Here is a 16,518-nt window from a genome sequence, read left to right on the forward strand (position 1 = left end):
TAGATAAAATGCTACAATTATACCAATTTTTTGACAAAAGGATTGCCAAATGAATAAGTTGCTAGCAAATTTTGTTCTCTTTTTATTCCTTTCTACTTCCAGCACACTACTCGCAAGGAGCGAACTTTTTATGATGCCTTATGAACAATCCCAAGCCCTAAAAAGCCTACAAGACGCATTTAAACGCGCTCAAAAAAGCATAGATATTTCAATTTATAGTTTTACAAACAGAGAGATTGCAAAAACCTTGAGAGATAGCGCAAATAGAGGTGTAAAAGTGCGAATAATCTACGACAAAGATAGTGCCAAAGACGCCCGCTCCACCATAGGCTACCTAGAAAAATACAACAACATAACCACCTGCACGCTAAAAGGTCGCAAAGCTCAAAACGGCAACTACTACGGCATAATGCACCAAAAAATGGCAATAGTGGATAAAAATATCCTCTACATAGGTTCTGCAAATTGGAGCAAAAACGCCTTTGAAAACAACTTTGAAACGCTTTTTTATGATGATGATTCTTATCTCGTAAATAAAGCACTAAACGCATTTGAAAAAATGATAAAAGAATGCGAGAAATTCTAAAAAATTTTTAGTGTTTTTTTTTAGTAAAACTTAAAATCCCTATTTACCACAACAACTAAGGCACACTTTCTAAAGCCCAAATAAAGCAACATTTGCAAAAAATAGTGAACTTCAACTACCAAATTCTACACAGAAAAATCTCTCACCCATTCCATTTGGGCTAAGTAGCTCACGCACTCTTAGCACTTCTTGCTGATAGATTTGCATTTTGGGATTTTGTGAGATTTCACTTTGTAAAATTTGGTTTTGTGAGGCTTGATTTTGCAAATCTTTATTTTGTAGATTTTGATTTTGCGAATTTTGGCAAAAAAGAAAAAACTCCTCTAGTAGCTTATCTATACCAAACTCCACAAGCGCAGCATTTAGACGCGATTTAGCTTGTAATCTCACACCAAATGAGCCAAAAAGCGCAATAATGCGCGAAAAATCCACTTCATAAGTCAAATCACACTTGCCAAAAAGCCCGTGCAAATCTGTGCAAATCTCTTCAAAGCTAAGCACTCTATGTGCCTTATATCCACGCAAAGTTACCTCATATCTTGCCACTTCGCCACCATAATCAAAGCTCAAAAACCTCCACGATTTGAGATTATCTTGGGATTTGATAAAATCACAAACACTTCTTATAAAAGGTTCTAGTCCAAGCGAAATCTCGCCGTTTTTGACTTTATCTAGCTTTTTTTGAGAAAGCATTTTTTGTAGATGATTTTTGCAAAATATAGTTTTTTTACTTTGTGCGCTTGATTGCTCTATCTGTGATTGTAGATTTTGGATTTGTCGCTCTATTTCCTCATCGCTACGCCACACAATCCTATCAAAATCCTTGATAAAGCAAAAGCGATTTTCCCTCACCACCTCGCAAGCAAACGCATCAAAAAGCTCATTACTTAGCATAAAAATACTTTTTTCATTAGCTAGCTTTAGCTCGCTTAAATCTTCTAGTGGCGTTATGCGCGGATTTTGCGCTTGCATTTTGCGCAAAAGCTCTAGTGGCTCTATACTAAAAAACCTTGTTTGCTCTAATACTCCCACACTCAAAATATCCAAAAAATCAATAATATCGCTAAGAAGCCTACCACTATGCGCACCAAACTCCACAACACCAAGTGGCAACTCTAGCTTGCCACACTCAAGCAAGTCAATGATATGTCTTGCGATAGCACCACCAAAAAATCGCGACACACTCACAGCTGTGTAGAAATCCCCCTCTTTGCCAATTTTTTCATCTCCTTTTGTCGCGCGTGAATAGTAGCCATTTACCCCATAAAGCCACTCATTCATATACAGCCCAAAGCTCACCCCAAAATCATCTGCAAAATCCACTCCAAAATCGCTTGCAAAGCCCTTTGCAAAATCCGCGCTAAAATCCCTCATAAGCCCTACTCAAAATCAAAATCTATCAAAATGAATTCTAGGGTCGATGAGTGTATAAACGATGTCGCTAATAATCCCCACCACAAGACTAAGAAGCGTGAAAATATATAGCGTGCCAAATACCACAGGATAATCCCTACTCAATATACTCTCATACCCCAAAAGCCCCAATCCATCAAGGCTAAAAATAATCTCAATCATCAAACTACCGCTAAAAAAGATTCCCATAAAAGCCGCAGGAAAAGAAGCAATCACAATTAGCATAGCATTGCGAAAAATATGTCCATATAGCACGCGATTTTGACTTGCCCCTTTTGCATAGGCACTTAGCACATATTGTTTGTGCAACTCCTCTAAAAACGAGTTTTTGCTAAGTAGTGTAAGCCACGCAAAACCACCGATAGAAAGGCACAGCACAGGAAGTGTGATATGCCACAAATAGTCTTTAATCTTGCCTATTGTGCTTAGCTCTTTAAAATCCTCACTCACAAGCCCACGAAGCGGGAAAAAATCCCATTGCACCGCAAAAAGCACAATAAGCAAAATCCCAAACAAAAACGCAGGAATAGCATTGCCTATAACAATAGCAAGCGAGCTAAGAGAATCTAGCAATGAGCCGTTTTTGCGGGCTTTGTAAATCCCTAGCGGGATAGAAATGAGATAAATCAAAATCGTGCTAAAAAGCCCTAGAGATACTGACACAGGCAACTTTTCTACCACCAAATCCCATACGCTGATTTTGCGATAGTAGCTATTTCCTAGCTCAAATGTCGCGTAATTTTTTATCATTAGCCAAAATCGCTCCATTATGCCTTTATCAAAGCCATATTGCTTTTTTAGCTCCTCTATGAGTTCGTTTGGCAAGCCTTTGCTTGCTTTGTATTCGCTTATTTTTATTCCCGCGCTTGCTTCGCCTTTTGCACTCATTTCAAGTTTATTTGTCATATATTCCACAGGACCGCCCGGTGCTAGCTGAATGATAAAAAAATTTATCGCAATAATGCCTAAAAGTGTGGGAACAATGAGAAATAATCGCTTGCAAAGATAGGAAAACATCGCTAAATCCTTTTTGCAGATTTTTAAAAAGATTGCAAAATATCATACAAGGCTAAAATGACTGATTTTTTAGCGTGATTTTTGATTTCTAAATGGGCATAAAAAATAACTAAAATCTCAAATCCGCACAATAAATTCACACTCAAAATCACGCTGTAAGTGTTTCTAAAATCTTTAAGTCAAATCCGCCAAGTGCTGCAAACTCGCGTTTGTTGTTGCTGATTAGCTTAAATTCTCGTATGTCAAGTTTTTTTAGAATCTGCGCTCCGATTCCAAAGTTTTTTACCAAATCCGTTCTTGTCGAAGCGTCATTGACAAACACAAGATAGCCGCCCTCTTTTTGTAGTTTTTTAACGCACTTTAGCAAAAAGTCAAATCGCTTTGCGTTTTGAAGTAGCTCAAAATCGGTTCGTATCGTGTGTAATCGCACAAGAGGCGTATCTGGCGAGCCAAACTTAAACGCATAATGCTCTCTATCCAAATGGTCTTTTAGCGTGATTTTTTCACACACACTTGAGAGAAACTCACTATTTTCACGCGAAGTGATACTAAGCAGATTTTCATTTTGGAGGCGATAAGCTATCAAATCTGACACATAGAGAATCTTTATATTATGCTCTTTGCTAAAATCACTCAAAAATCTATCCCCTCTTGCTGCCATAGTGCCATCTTCTTTCATTATCTCACAAATCACGGCTATGGGCTTTACCCCTGCCATTTTGCACAAATCCACTCCCGCTTCGGTATGCCCTGTGCGAACCAGCACACCTCCGTCTTTTGCGATAAGCGGAAAAATATGTCCCGGACGGACAAAATCGCTAGGTTTTGCATTTGGCGCACACATAAGATTGATAGTCAAATCCCTCTCATAAGCAGAAATCCCTGTCTTAGCCTCCCTAGCATCAATAGAAACCGTAAAAGCTGTCTCGTGGTTGCTATCGTTTTTTGCCACCATAGGAGGCAAATCTAGCTGCAAGGCAATCTCTTTTGGGACGCATACACAGATAAGCCCTCGCGCTTTGCTCGCCATAAAATTTATCTTTTGAGGCGTGCTAAAAATTCCCGCCATCACTAAATCCCCCTCATTTTCCCTATCCTCATCGTCCATTACGATTACCATTTCGCCATTTTTTATTGCTTCTATTGCTTTTTCTACGCGGGTTAAATATTCCACAGCAAAATCCTTAAAAAACAAAATTTTGTGCGCATTATACTTCAAAAGTATTGACAAAAAACATAAAGTTTTATAGAATAGCGACTTTGTTTTGCGAAGTCGTATTGGGGTATCGCCAAGTGGTAAGGCAGCTGGTTTTGGTCCAGCCATTCCGAGGTTCGAATCCTTGTACCCCAGCCACTTTTTAGATTCTTTTTCTTTTCTTTATATCCCCTTTTTTTACCTTTATCGCTTCTTGTCGCGGGATAGAGCAGTCCGGTAGCTCGTTGGGCTCATAACCCAAAGGTCGGTGGTTCAAATCCATCTCCCGCAACCAAACCACTCATACTACTCAAACCAACATTAACTACTCTAAAAAACTAAAAACAACAAAAAAAAAACACGCAAGTCAAAAACGCACACCTGCGATAAAAGCGTGCTAAAAAAGCACACCAAACGCACAAGAAGCGCAAACAACGCAAACAAACAAAAACCCAAAAAAGGAGCAATACAAACCAATGATTAGCTCTAAGCGCACGATAAAATCCCTCTCCGCACTTTTTATCGCCATTTCCTTTGCTTTCGCTGGCAATGCCCTAGTGGTAGGCTCTATGGGCGTGATTTTAAAGGAGCGCGAAGTAGGAGAGCTCATCATCGGCATTATTGGCGCGTGCTTTTTCATCGGCGCGAGTATGAGCACCATTAGCGCGCATATTTTCCTTGCAAAAATCGGGCACATTCGCGCATTTGGGCTTTTTTGCGCAGTATTTGCCATTAGCATTATATGCCATAGCCTTAGCCAAAACCTCCTCTTATGGATATTTTTGCGCCTAATGCTGGGGTATTGCTATTATGCAATCCTAATGAGTATAGAATCGTGGATAAACCAAAAAGCAAAAAACGCCGTGCGCTCAAGGGTGCTAAGCTTTTATGAAGTCGTGTTTTACCTCTCTTTTGGCTGCGGACTTTTGCTTATCGGCTTGCCTTTTAGCGAAAGTGAGCTTTTCATCATCTCCGCGTGCTTGATAATGTTTTCCTCCATACCGCTAAATCTAATGCGCATTAAAGAGCCACCCCTCCCGCAAAACTCCTCAATCTCCCTGCCAAGCATTGCTAGCATTCCACCCTTAGCGCGTGCGGGGAGCTTCATCGCTGGTATGGTTATGGGCGGGTTTTTTGCGCTTGGGAGCGTGTTTGCTCTCTCACAAGGGCTTAGTGTGCAGCAAGCCTCTGTCTTTATGTTTTGCGCGATGATTGGAGGATTTTTGGGGCAAAGCTGCATAGGCTTTATCTCTGATGCGCTAGGGCGCAAGTTTGCCATTATCATTAGCGCGAGTGTGGCGTTGCTCGCTGCTGTGCTCTTTTTGTTTGCCCCTGCAAATGTCGTAGCGCAGTGTGGCTTGGCAGTATTGCTTGGCTCTGGGATTTTTTGCCTCTATTCGCTCTCACTTGCTAGGGCAAATGATATGCTAGAGGACTCCACAAAGCGCGTGGAGCTAGGACGCAGCGTGCTGTTTGTGTATTCTCTTGGCTCGCTTCTCGCGCCATTATTGCTAGGGATTGCTATGGAGTTTTTTGGCGCAAATGGCTTTATGGGATTTTACGCGCTAAGTTTGGCATTTTTGATTGCCTTTGGGCTTGATAAACCAAACAAAGAGGGCAAATCCCCGACTCAGAATTTAAAAAATTTCATCGGCGACTAACCCACCCTTGCTTTCCAAATACCCCAATATCGCCAAACAATCGTGTTTGTGGGATTTACTTAATAAGGCAAAAATTCTAAACATTTGCATAAAAATATCTCTATTTTTATCGCTAATTTCTAAAAACCCACTCTCGCCACTTTGCACCGCTCGCCCGATAAATGTGCTATTATTTTTATCTTTTAGCACCCCCAATTCCACGCAAAAATACAGCATAGGCATAGTGCCAACTGCAAATTGCTTCTCTCGCACGATGATTTCACAAATCATATCTTTGTCGCTAAATTTATGCACAAGTAGCGGATAGCTCACGCTTGATTGCAAAAATTCTATACCAGCACGCACTCTTGCACAAAATGTGTCCGCGTGATTTGCGCCCTCTCATCAATAAAATCATTGTTGCTTTGTATTGATTGCTTTAGCGATACAATCTCATTTTTTGTGATTATGCCACTTTGCAGGGCATAAGCCAAAAATTCACTTAGCTCATAAATTTGCTTTGGCTTGCCATTTGCGCCAATGAAGTGATAATTCTCGCTCTTTGGCACTACCTTGTCATAGCCGATTTGCCACTCTATGTAGTGCTTGTGCGTGATTATTGTTTGTGTGGGAGGCACAGCTTTGCCATAATCGCCAAATGTCAATCTCTCTTTTATGCGGATTTTGCCCATCGCTTTGCTAAGTGGAAATTCATACCTCATCGCACAAAATCCTTAAACAATGTGTCAAAATAATCCTCTATAACCGCATTTCTTTCTAATTGCAAAAAATTCCTACAAACTTTCAAAAACGCCTTATTATCGATAAAAATATCAAAATTGCCAAAATAATAAGGCAGTCTATGAGCAAAGTATTTGAAATGATGAATGTAGTAATAATACGCCAAATTCTCACTAAAGACGCGAATGCTATGGTCTGTAGGACTAGGCAAAAAAGTTTTGTTGCGCTTTAGGGCGTTAATATCGCGCAAAGTATGAAAGTAAGCCACTTCCTTGCGCGTATCTTTTGGGTTAGGATATTTGCAAACATAATTTGTAATAAAATCAAAACGATTTAGGCAAATAATGCTTCCATTATCCACTTTGAAATCATAGTTTTGGATAAAGCTAAAATCCATACCCTGCGCACTTCTCTCATATAGAGCGATGATGATTGGGAAAAATGTGCTTGATTTTGGCGCGAACACTTCCGAGCTAATAATCAAACTATCAATAAGGTGATAGCACTCTTTGAAATTAGAGAGGGCATTGAAATTTGCGCGCTTAATCAAATACGATAGCGGGTGCAAAACACACACAAAATCTGCCTGCAATACCGCATAAGAGCGCAAAAACGCTATGCCTAAATCCCTGCAAGAAAGCTGCTTATCAATATCACATATATGCGTTTTTATGGTGTTTTTCGTAAGCGAGGTTTTGTCATTATAGGGTGGGTTACCGATGATTATGAGTGGCTGTTTCTCATCTATCCCAAACGCCTTTCTAGAGACATTGCTAAGTGCGTTTGTGTGGATAGTTTTGATATGTCTAGGCACGGCTTGCAGTGCTACTTTGTCAATATCAACACCCAAATAATTATAATGCTTAATAAAAAAATCCCCACTCCCACAAGCACTATCAAGCAAGAGATATTTATCTAAATCAAGTCGTGATTCAAGCATTGCATAAGCGAGATTTACGATATTTTTAGGCGTATAAAAAGAGCCTAAATTTATCGTTTGAGTCCTATCTAAATGCGACATAAATTCCCCTTGCAAACTTCACTCGCCTTTGCTTTCCAAATACTCCTCGTAAGTTCCGCGAAAGTCGATGATTTGCGCGGGGAGATTCGCGCCGTTTTTGTCAAATTGTGGCACAAGCTCGATTATGCGGTTTGCGTAGGCATCGATGAGCTCTCTATCGTGGCTTACGCATATCACATTCCCACCAAATTTATACAACGCCTCGCCAAGCGCGATGATAGACTCCAAGTCCAAGTGGTTTGTCGGCTCATCAAGCACGAGGAAGTTCCCGCCCTCAAGCATTAGCCGACTTAGCACCATTCGGTGTTTTTCGCCCCCGCTAAGTTTGCTTACCTGCTTTTCTTGCTCCTCTCCGCTAAAAAGCATTCGCCCAAGCGCGTTGCGGATTTCCCCCGCTTCCTTGCGCTTATCAAACGCCCTTAGCCACTCAAATAGCGTCTCCTCGCCCTTGATTTCCTCGCTCACATTTTGTGGGAAATACCCGCGCTCTATGGTCGCCCCCCACTTCACGCTTCCTGAATCTGGACTTAGGACTTCCACGAGAATCTGCAAGAGTGTGCTTTTGCCCACGCCATTTGGTCCTATTAGCGCGATTTTGTCATTTGGGAGGATTTTTAGGCTGACATTTTCTAGCACTTTTTTGTCGCCGTAGGATTTGGAAATCCCCTCGCATTCTAGGGCTTCGTTGCCTATGGTGCGATTGGGCTTAAAGACTATGCTTGGGTCGCGCCGTGAGCTGACTTTGAGCGCGGAAATATCAAGCTTTTCAAGCTGCTTTTGTCGGCTGGTGGCTTGTTTTGCCTTACTTGCATTAGCTGAAAAACGCGCGATAAAGTTCTCTAACTCCTCTTTTTCTTTTAGCTTTTTGTTGCGCTCTGCCTCTTGCTGCTTGGCAATGAGCGTGCTAGCGATATACCAATCATCATAATTCCCGCTAAACTCGCGCACAGAGCCAAAATCCATATCCAAAATGTGCGTGCAAATGGAGTTCAAAAAGTGCCTATCGTGGCTAATGACAACGATTACGCCCTCATAGTGCTTGAGGTTATTTTCCAACCACGCGATTGAGGGCAAGTCAAGGTTGTTTGTCGGCTCATCAAGGAGCAAAATCTCTGGCTTTGGGAATAGCACTTGGGCAAGCAAAATCTTAAACTTATCCCCGCCTGTAAGGCTACTCATAAGGTTTTCGTGCGTGTTTGCGGGGAATCCCAAATCCTCTAAAATCTTTTCAATCACCACTTCGCACTCATAAGTAGGGTCTTCCTCCGCGCAAATCATCTCCAAATCGCCTAGCTCGTTATTGACTTTTTCATCGCTTAAATCGCCGTTTTCATACAGCCACGATTTACGCGCTAGTGCTTCATAAAGTCGCTTATTGCCGATAAGCACGGCATCTTTTAGGCTTAGATTTTCGTAAGCGTATTGGTCTTGTTTTAGCACGCCAAGCCTCGCATTTGGCGTGATGATGACTTCCCCGCTACTTGATTCTGCCTCGCCACTTAGGATTTTTAGCAGTGTGGATTTCCCCGCGCCATTTGCGCCGATAAGCCCGTAGCGTTTGCCACTATCAAGTTTGAGATTGACATTTTCAAAGAGTTTTTTGGTGGGGTAGCGCATCGCTAGATTTATGGTTTGGAGCATTTTTTTGTCCTTTTTTTAGATTTTTGCAGAAAAATCTGCTTTTTGGATTTTATGAAGTGTGTAGCTAAATCAAAAGCCCTATTTTACACTATTTTTTTGAGTTCTTTATAAATGGGCTACCCTCTTTTGCGTGCCAAAATATAGATTGGGTGGTAGCTTATGCGTCCTCCAAATCGCGCTTGATACTCGCTTAGAAGTTTTTTGTTTAGCTTGCTTTGATGAGACTTTAGTCCATTTGCGCCACTTTTTTTTATATGCCTAAACACATTAAGGCTAGAGCCAAAATCCAAAGTTTCAATATTCTCCTTTAGCTCCAAAATATCTAGAGATTCTATTAGGTTTTTTTTTATATCTTTTAGTGTGAGATACTCTAATGAGATACTAGCGAGTTGGGCTAGCTCACGCAAGTTTTGCTTGCCAAAAGTGCTAAGACAAAGTAGCGCATTTGGCTTTAGCATTTGGCTTAGCTGTGATAGTATTTGTGGTGTATCCAGCCATTGCAAGCAAGCGTTTGAAGAGATTAAATCAAATCGTTTTTTAAAAATTTTTTGCTTTTGCAAATCATTCATATCAAAAATTTCCACGCTATCAAATTTTGCAAGTTTTGTAAAATTTCTAGCTTGCTTAAAGGGTGTTGATTTTTTTGGATTTGGCAAGCATTGCGGTGGGTTTATATCATTTGCTATATATGTTTTGTAGGAAATATTTGCTTGCAAAATCTCGCTAAATTCACCATTTCCTACGCCAAATTCAAACACTTCACTAAAATGTTTTTGTCCATATTTTTTAAGCATTTCTATAAGCGCAAAGCGCATTTTTTCTTGGATAATAGCATTTTGTTTATAAGTGTTTTTTGCCTTTGCAAAGCTATTTGCCACTTGAGTGCTATCTAGGCTATTTTGCATAGATTTTACCTTTTATTTTTTGCGTTAAAAAATTTTGATTTTAAGCAATGATTTCTTGCCAATTTCTAAAGCCTACAAAAGCAAAATGTGGTGCGTCTGTATATGTGATTTTGGTGTGATTTTTGTGCGGATTTTGAGCGAAAAACGCTTCGCACGCTTGAGGTGGGAAAACCTTATCCGTGCGCGAAATAATAGCTTTATCCCACAAAAAATCATTTGTAAAATCTCGCCCAAAATCTTGCAAATGATTTTGCGCTAGACTTTTAGCAAAAATCTGAAAGGATTCTAGCTCGTTTTGCATATTTTCTAAGCTAGGCAAAGCAAAATCTAAAGAAAAGCGCGAAATAATATCACGCATAACTTCCGAATTTTCTCCCTGCATTTTAGTATCAAAAATAGCGTCTCTAAAGGCTTGTGGTTGTATATTTTTTGCCGTGTAGGCAAAGACTTTAGGTGGGATTCCTAGCACTCTATCTATGCCGATATTTGTGCCATTTATAGCCACCTTTTTAGCAAAGATTTTATCACACTCACCACCTGCTTGATAGATAAAATCACTTAGCAATGCAGAAGCGACAAAAACCCCCATAGACCACGCTATTAAATAGACATTTTTATACTTTTTGCTAGCATTTATTATCTCTTTTATCTGTGCTTGATGCTGGCTAAAATCGCAATAATCATAAACCATAATCATATCAAAGCCCTGCAAAAAATTCTTATCTGCGAATCTGCAAAAATGACTAGGCAAGCTAGCAAATCCACTAAAAAATACGACTAAATTCTGGCTAGATTGTTTGTCAAAATCTTCCTGCAAATTTTGAAAAGTAAAATCTGCAAAATCCACTTTAGAATCTTGTGGTAAAATCTTAAAAAAACATATTTTCATATTTTTGCCCTTTTTTTATCGCTTTTTTGTAGCTATGTTTTTTATGTTTTCGCAGTGCTTAGATATTTTTCTTAAGACTTTTTAGGATAGTTTTTAGGTGTTTTTCTAGCTCCTCTATGACAAATCTTGCTTCATCTAGAGACATACTTGCACTAAGCGAAAAACGGATTCTAGCACTTCCTTTTGGCACGGTTGGAGATTTTATCGCAGGGGCGTATATACCGCTAGATTCTAGCTTTTTGGCAAGGTTTATAGCTAAATAGTTTTCGCCCAAAATAAGTGAAAAAATATGGCTTTTTCCAAGTGATTTTAGGTAATATTTTTGCGCTATTTGCTCTAATGAATCTCTAAAAAACTCGCTTAAAAGAGCTAGATTTTCCCTGCGTTTTGTAATAGATTTTGCAAGTTTTTTCTCTTCTTTACAGCCCCCCAAAATCTCAAACACAAAGTAACTAAACGCCACATTTATCGGTGGCAAAGCACTAGAGTAGATAAGTCCGCGCGCACTATTGACAAAAAAGTCCCTAAAATGCTTATGGCAAATCACACACGCCCCCACAGAGCCAATCGCCTTGCCAAATGTAAAAACCAAAAAATCTACACAAGACTCCACCCCCAAAGCCCTCGCTAGCCCAAGCCCGTCATTTTCTATCCCAAAACCACTTAAGTCTTTGCTATATCGCACGCCCTCACTCCTGCCAAACACCCCTACACTATGAGCTTCATCAAGGTATATATACACATTTTTTCCGCGCTTTTTGTGCTCCTCTTTTAGCGCGATGATTTGCTCCAAAAACGCAAAATCCCCCTCCATACTAAACACCCCCTCACTCACAATAAAAATATGCTCATAATTTTTACCCCTAGATTCTAGCAGTTCGCTTAAGTGAGAAATGTCATTATGCCTAAACCGCTTAAAATCAGCACCACCAAGTCGCACGCCATCTATCACACTAGCGTGTGAATAAAAATCAAGCAAAAATAGTGAGCGTGGAAGCTGACTAAGGGCTTGCATAAGCGATACATTTAGATGATAGCCACTATTAAATAGCAGGGATTTTTTTGGAAAAAATGCAGAATCCAAGTGTGCTTCAAATGCCTCATACACAGGAAATCCCCCACTAAGTAAGCGCGAAGAAGATGAGCTAAAGCGCAAAAAATTTGCAAAATCTTTGTGTGGTGTTTTTGAATTTTTATGAGATTTTGCACTCTTTTTAGGTGCTAAAAAACCCTTTTTTTCACACCATTTATAAAACTTTTGCACGATTTTTTCATCACTAGCGATACCTAGATAATCATTGCTTGCTAGATTTAGTAGCTTTACTTCCTTGCTATCTAGTAAATACCCACCACAATGCCTAAAATCACGCAATATGCGGTAATTATCCTGCGCTTTTAGAGAGTCTAAAATCTGCTTTATGTGCTGCATTTATTGCCTTTTTTACTTTCGTAAATATGTTTATTTTGTTGGAGTGAAATTGTAGATTTTGGTGTAGTATTTTGCCATAATTTATCGCTACAAAGGCACACAAATGGCACAAAAATCAACCCAAAAATCAAAATCCTTGAAAGCCCTTGATTTAGCACATATATGGCATCCCTGCACGCAGATGAAAGACCACGCTAGCAAAAAAGACAATGGCGAAAATACCCCGCTAATCCCCATAAAAAAGGCAAAAGGTGTGTATCTATATGACTTCGATGGGAAGCGATATGTAGACTGCATAAGTAGCTGGTGGGTAAATCTTTTTGGACATCAAAATCCACTCATAAACAATGCCATAAAAAAGCAACTAAACACCCTAGAGCATATCATTTTGGCAGGCTTCTCTCATAAGCAAATTATTAGGCTTTCGCACAGGCTTACTAGCCTTTTGCCTAGCAAACTTAGCAAGTGCTTTTATGCAGATAATGGCTCAAGTGCGATAGAAGTCGCCCTAAAAATGAGCTACCAATATCATCAAAATCTAGTGCAAAAATCCGCAATAACTTTGACAAAATCTAGCCCAAAATCGCTTGCAAAATCAAATAAAAAAACCAAGTTTTTAACCCTAGAAAATGCCTATCACGGAGAGACTTTAGGCGCACTAAGTGTAGGAAATGTCGGGCTTTATAAAGACATTTATAAGCCACTTTTGCTAGAGTGTATCACTACACCTGTGCCAATCCATAAAGCAACCCCTCACACCTGCCAAAATCCCACAAAATATAGCGACTACCAAAAAGAGCTAGATGCCCTAGAAGCGATTTTGCAAAAAGAGGGGGAGAATATTTGTGCGTTTATTTTGGAGCCACTTATCCAGTGCGCTGGGGGAATGAATATCTATCCTAGTGGGTTTGTCAAAGAAGCGTGTGAAATGGTAAGAAAGCGAGGCATTTTAATAATATTTGATGAAATCGCAGTAGGATTTGGGCGAAGCGGGAGTATGTTTGCATTTCAGCAGTGCGACATAGTGCCTGATTTTTTGTGCCTTAGCAAAGGCATTAGCGCGGGGTATTTGCCACTATCTGTGGTGATTACAAGTGATGAAATCTATAAGGCTTTTTATGATACTTATGAGAGCAATCTAGGATTTTTGCACTCTCATAGCTACACGGGCAATGCCCTTGCTTGCGCGGCTGCAAACGCAGTGCTAGATATTTTTGAGTCTCAAAGCATACTAAGGAAAAACAAAAACTTAAGCGACTTCATCGCATCGCTTTGGGGCAATCTCTCAAAGCTAGAAAATGTCTGCAATGTCCGCTACTGCGGTATGATTTTCGCACTAGATATTACAAGCAGCAGACACAAGAGAGCTGGACTAGAAGTATTTAAGCGCGGGCTAAAAAAGGGGTTACTGCTCCGTCCGCTTGGTAGCACAATATACTTTATGCCTCCATATATCATTAGCAAAAAACAAGTGCGATTTGTAGTAGAAAATCTGCGCGAAATCCTAAAAAATCTTGGCTAAAAAACTAATGCAAAAAAACTTCATATCTTTAAAGCTCCCTCCCCAAATGATAAAAATGTGGCGGAGGAGTGTTTTGTAACTTAAAAGCCATCACTCCTTTAGCACGAATATATTTGTTTCTTTTGAAGCCCCCTCCCTTTGCGGAGGGGGTTTGGGGGTGGGTAAGTTTTGCTTAAAAAAGTATTTTCCCGCTACACAAAAAACAATCACTTATCATACTAATTTAACCACTTGTCATACCGAATGAATAGCTCGTCATACTTAAGGTTTTTAAGCCTAAAGCATCAAAAACATTTTGTCATACTGAGGGCGTAGCCCGAAGTATCTCAAAAGATTCTGCAAAAACAATGTAAAACAAAAAGAGATATTTCGGTTTCTTACGAAACCTCAATATGACAAATCCACATTTCCATTTGAATATTTCGCTTTTGCTTAAGTATGACAAAAGTAGGCTTGATATTATAAAATAAAATCTTTAGCACAAGGTGCATTAAATTTTATGGGCGATTAGCGATTATAGATTGAATATAAGATATGATTTGTCTTTCTTCGTAATTTTTCCAAGTCCAATCCCAATCATGTTTAAAATTAAAGTCTTTCATATCCTTATCTACAGGAAAAGTTATCCCTCTACACTCTGCTACATACTCTTTGATTTCTTGTGAGTTTCTAAAAGCTATTTGTAGAGGCTCTAATGCTTTTTCTGCAGCTTTTTCTGCTTTGTGATGTTCTGCCATATATTTTTCAAAAGCAGTACGATATCCTTCTTCGCAACGGTGATAGTTAACGCAAGAATTAGGAGGCTTTTTTGATGCTGCTGACATTCCACTTATTCTTTTTTTAAATTCATACTCTGCTCTTGTTATTCTCTCAAATGCTTTATCAATATCATATACCCCACCTAAGAACAATTCACAAGTAGCACCTATTTCTATGTCAAGCGGTCTTCTAGCTTCTCTAGTCTTCTTGTTAAATTCTTCCATAGCATCTGCCGCCATGTTACAATAACCGCATCTTCCGTATACTCTCTCTGCTTCTTTATATTCTTTTGACTCTCCCCATTTATACACAAACATACGCGACTGCCATTCAATTGCCTCATACTCCTTGAATTCCACCGTATTCCTGTATGTATCAGCTAATCTCTTTACATCTTCTAGGAGTGGTTTGCATTTATTTTTTAGTTTGATAAATTCCGCAGAGTGTGCTTTGTATTTCTCATATAGTTTCTCTCTGCAATCATCTGCATATCCTACCTCAAGCATTGATACAAATACTATCAATACGATTTTTGCTATATTTCTCATTGTCTTACTCCTTGTGCTTGTTTAAACTGCCTAAAAGTTTGATAGTCCTCTTGCAGGATTTTCTCTTTGATAGTTTTATCTAAATCTGTTTGTGCATTTTGCAATATATCAAAAACTCTTTTTTGACGCTTAGGACTAGTGTTTTTGTAACACACATTTTGAGATTTATCAAGCAAATATATAAAATTCTGTATCGCTCTTTCAAGTGAAGTTGAATTATTGTAACTATATGATTTATATCCATTGTTTATTTTGCTGGTAACACTTTTTAATAACTTTCTATCACAAGAGTTTTTATCGCTATTTTTTGCTATAAATTCTTTTGCTCCGTAGTAGCAAGCAATGTGTTGCCATAGCAGATAACAAAAATTTTTACCAACGCCATTTTTTGTGTTATATGCTTTTACACACTCTTTACAAATCTCAAATCTTAGATTTTCTATCCCCTCTATGCCTAGCCCGCCATCTACGAGATAAAACTCCTCTTGTGGCTTTGACTCTTCGCAGCCTTTGCATTGTATTTTGTTGCTATTTTGCATTTATCGCTCCTAGTTTTTATGATTTTCACAAGAAGCGATACTACAAAAAAAAAAAAAAACAGAATACTAATGTGGGGAAGCAAGAGGATTTTGTGAGGATTTGTAAAATTGAGAGAATTTTGAAATGTTTGAAATGTTGTAGAGGTGGATTTTGTGAAAATTTTTGCATATATTTTGTGCGGAGTATGATTTGAAGTCTTTGTGTGATGATTTGTAATGGATTTTGGGATTTTATGGGATTTGTTGTATTTTGCCTTTTGTTGTCATACCTAAAGCCAACTACTTGTCATACTTAAGATTTAGCTTTTTGTCATACTTAAGGTTTGGGACAAACCGAAGTATCTCTAAAAAATGCAAATTTACAAGAAGTGCTTTTTTGGATATTTCGCTTCTTACAAAAGCTCAATATGGCAAGTTTGCATTGAGATATTTCGCTTTCGCTTAAGTATGACAATAAATTTTTTACGCTTTTAAAAACCCCCTCCCTTAGCACGAAGATATTTGCTTTTTCTATAAGCCCCCTCCCTCTGCGGAGGGGGTTTGGGGGTGGGTTCTTTTCTGCCATTGCAAGAATCGCTTTAGTATTCGTGGCAATCTATATCTTTTTTTATATGGATTGCTACGCTCACTTCGTTCGCCCACAATGATGAAAACATACCCACCCCAATCCTCT

16 protein-coding genes and 2 tRNA genes are annotated in these 16,518 nt (G+C 39.2%); 5 read left to right on the forward strand and 13 right to left on the reverse strand.

Going from position 1 to position 16,518, the window contains the following annotated elements:
- Positions 1-130: 130 nt before the first annotated feature.
- Positions 131-586: a phospholipase D-like domain-containing protein gene (locus HMPREF2086_RS06465; protein WP_408605727.1), complete on the forward strand. Its 456-nt coding sequence runs from the start codon at positions 131-133 to the stop codon at positions 584-586.
- A 111-nt stretch (positions 587-697) separates the two neighbouring features.
- Here HMPREF2086_RS06465 and HMPREF2086_RS06470 read toward each other — a convergent pair whose 3' ends face one another.
- From HMPREF2086_RS06470 to HMPREF2086_RS06480, 3 genes are all read right to left on the reverse strand, one after another.
- Positions 698-1,960, reverse strand: a complete 1,263-nt coding sequence (locus HMPREF2086_RS06470; RefSeq protein WP_023927984.1) for an SAM-dependent methyltransferase — start codon at positions 1,958-1,960, stop codon at positions 698-700.
- A gap of 15 nt (positions 1,961-1,975) precedes the next feature.
- The gene (gene yejB / locus HMPREF2086_RS06475; protein ID WP_023927985.1) at positions 1,976-3,016 is read right to left on the reverse strand and encodes a microcin C ABC transporter permease YejB; all 1,041 of its coding nucleotides are present in this window, start codon (positions 3,014-3,016) and stop codon (positions 1,976-1,978) included.
- Positions 3,017-3,164: 148 nt separating this feature from the next.
- Positions 3,165-4,190: a bifunctional 3,4-dihydroxy-2-butanone 4-phosphate synthase/GTP cyclohydrolase II gene (locus tag HMPREF2086_RS06480; protein ID WP_023927986.1), complete on the reverse strand. Its 1,026-nt coding sequence runs from the start codon at positions 4,188-4,190 to the stop codon at positions 3,165-3,167.
- 105 nt (positions 4,191-4,295) lie between these two features.
- On the opposite strand from HMPREF2086_RS06480, the gene HMPREF2086_RS06485 reads away from it, so the two are divergent.
- The 3 genes from HMPREF2086_RS06485 to HMPREF2086_RS06495 all read left to right on the forward strand — a co-directional run bounded on the left by HMPREF2086_RS06485 (position 4,296) and on the right by HMPREF2086_RS06495 (position 5,872).
- Positions 4,296-4,370, forward strand: a tRNA-Gln gene (locus tag HMPREF2086_RS06485).
- A 59-nt stretch (positions 4,371-4,429) separates the two neighbouring features.
- Positions 4,430-4,506, forward strand: a tRNA-Met gene (locus HMPREF2086_RS06490).
- A gap of 184 nt (positions 4,507-4,690) precedes the next feature.
- Positions 4,691-5,872: an MFS transporter gene (locus HMPREF2086_RS06495; RefSeq protein WP_148374503.1), complete on the forward strand. Its 1,182-nt coding sequence runs from the start codon at positions 4,691-4,693 to the stop codon at positions 5,870-5,872.
- Here the strand turns inward: HMPREF2086_RS06495 and HMPREF2086_RS10850 are convergent.
- The 7 genes from HMPREF2086_RS10850 to HMPREF2086_RS06525 form a co-directional block, all read right to left on the reverse strand.
- Entirely contained in the window at positions 5,849-6,217 is a 369-nt protein-coding gene (locus tag HMPREF2086_RS10850; RefSeq protein WP_023927988.1) for a R.Pab1 family restriction endonuclease, read from the reverse strand. The two genes, HMPREF2086_RS06495 and HMPREF2086_RS10850, sit on opposite strands and share 24 nt — an antisense overlap.
- Positions 6,202-6,573 (reverse strand): hypothetical protein, encoded by a 372-nt coding sequence (locus tag HMPREF2086_RS10855; protein ID WP_023927989.1) that lies wholly within the window; start codon positions 6,571-6,573, stop codon positions 6,202-6,204. The genes HMPREF2086_RS10850 and HMPREF2086_RS10855 overlap by 16 nt, the downstream gene beginning before the upstream one ends.
- A complete protein-coding gene (locus HMPREF2086_RS06505) occupies positions 6,570-7,613 on the reverse strand; it encodes an N-6 DNA methylase (RefSeq protein WP_023927990.1) in 1,044 nt (347 codons plus the stop codon). The genes HMPREF2086_RS10855 and HMPREF2086_RS06505 overlap by 4 nt, the downstream gene beginning before the upstream one ends.
- A gap of 18 nt (positions 7,614-7,631) precedes the next feature.
- Positions 7,632-9,254: an ABC-F family ATP-binding cassette domain-containing protein gene (locus tag HMPREF2086_RS06510; protein ID WP_023927991.1), complete on the reverse strand. Its 1,623-nt coding sequence runs from the start codon at positions 9,252-9,254 to the stop codon at positions 7,632-7,634.
- Between the two features lie 116 nt (positions 9,255-9,370).
- Complete coding sequence (gene bioC, locus HMPREF2086_RS06515; RefSeq protein ID WP_023927992.1) at positions 9,371-10,159, reverse strand: malonyl-ACP O-methyltransferase BioC; 789 nt, start codon at positions 10,157-10,159, stop codon at positions 9,371-9,373.
- A 40-nt stretch (positions 10,160-10,199) separates the two neighbouring features.
- On the reverse strand, positions 10,200-11,048 hold the full coding sequence (locus HMPREF2086_RS06520; RefSeq protein WP_023927993.1) for a pimeloyl-ACP methyl esterase BioG family protein: 849 nt from the start codon (positions 11,046-11,048) through the stop codon (positions 10,200-10,202).
- 58 nt (positions 11,049-11,106) lie between these two features.
- Entirely contained in the window at positions 11,107-12,477 is a 1,371-nt protein-coding gene (locus HMPREF2086_RS06525) for an aminotransferase class I/II-fold pyridoxal phosphate-dependent enzyme (RefSeq protein WP_023927994.1), read from the reverse strand.
- Between the two features lie 103 nt (positions 12,478-12,580).
- Here HMPREF2086_RS06525 and HMPREF2086_RS06530 point away from each other — a divergent pair, with 103 nt between their 5' ends.
- A complete protein-coding gene (locus HMPREF2086_RS06530; RefSeq protein ID WP_023927995.1) occupies positions 12,581-13,999 on the forward strand; it encodes an adenosylmethionine--8-amino-7-oxononanoate transaminase in 1,419 nt (472 codons plus the stop codon).
- A gap of 497 nt (positions 14,000-14,496) precedes the next feature.
- Here the strand turns inward: HMPREF2086_RS06530 and HMPREF2086_RS06535 are convergent, their stop codons facing one another.
- From HMPREF2086_RS06535 to HMPREF2086_RS06545, 3 genes are all read right to left on the reverse strand, one after another.
- Positions 14,497-15,306, reverse strand: a complete 810-nt coding sequence (locus HMPREF2086_RS06535; RefSeq protein ID WP_023927996.1) for a hypothetical protein — start codon at positions 15,304-15,306, stop codon at positions 14,497-14,499.
- Entirely contained in the window at positions 15,303-15,845 is a 543-nt protein-coding gene (locus tag HMPREF2086_RS06540; protein WP_023927997.1) for a hypothetical protein, read from the reverse strand. Before HMPREF2086_RS06540 ends, HMPREF2086_RS06535 begins: the two co-directional genes overlap by 4 nt.
- Before the next feature lie 316 nt (positions 15,846-16,161).
- On the reverse strand, positions 16,162-16,410 hold the full coding sequence (locus HMPREF2086_RS06545; protein ID WP_034560429.1) for a hypothetical protein: 249 nt from the start codon (positions 16,408-16,410) through the stop codon (positions 16,162-16,164).
- Positions 16,411-16,518 lie beyond the last annotated feature (108 nt).

It is taken from the genome of Helicobacter macacae MIT 99-5501 (assembly GCF_000507845.1).
Lineage (GTDB): Bacteria > Campylobacterota > Campylobacteria > Campylobacterales > Helicobacteraceae > Helicobacter_B > Helicobacter_B macacae.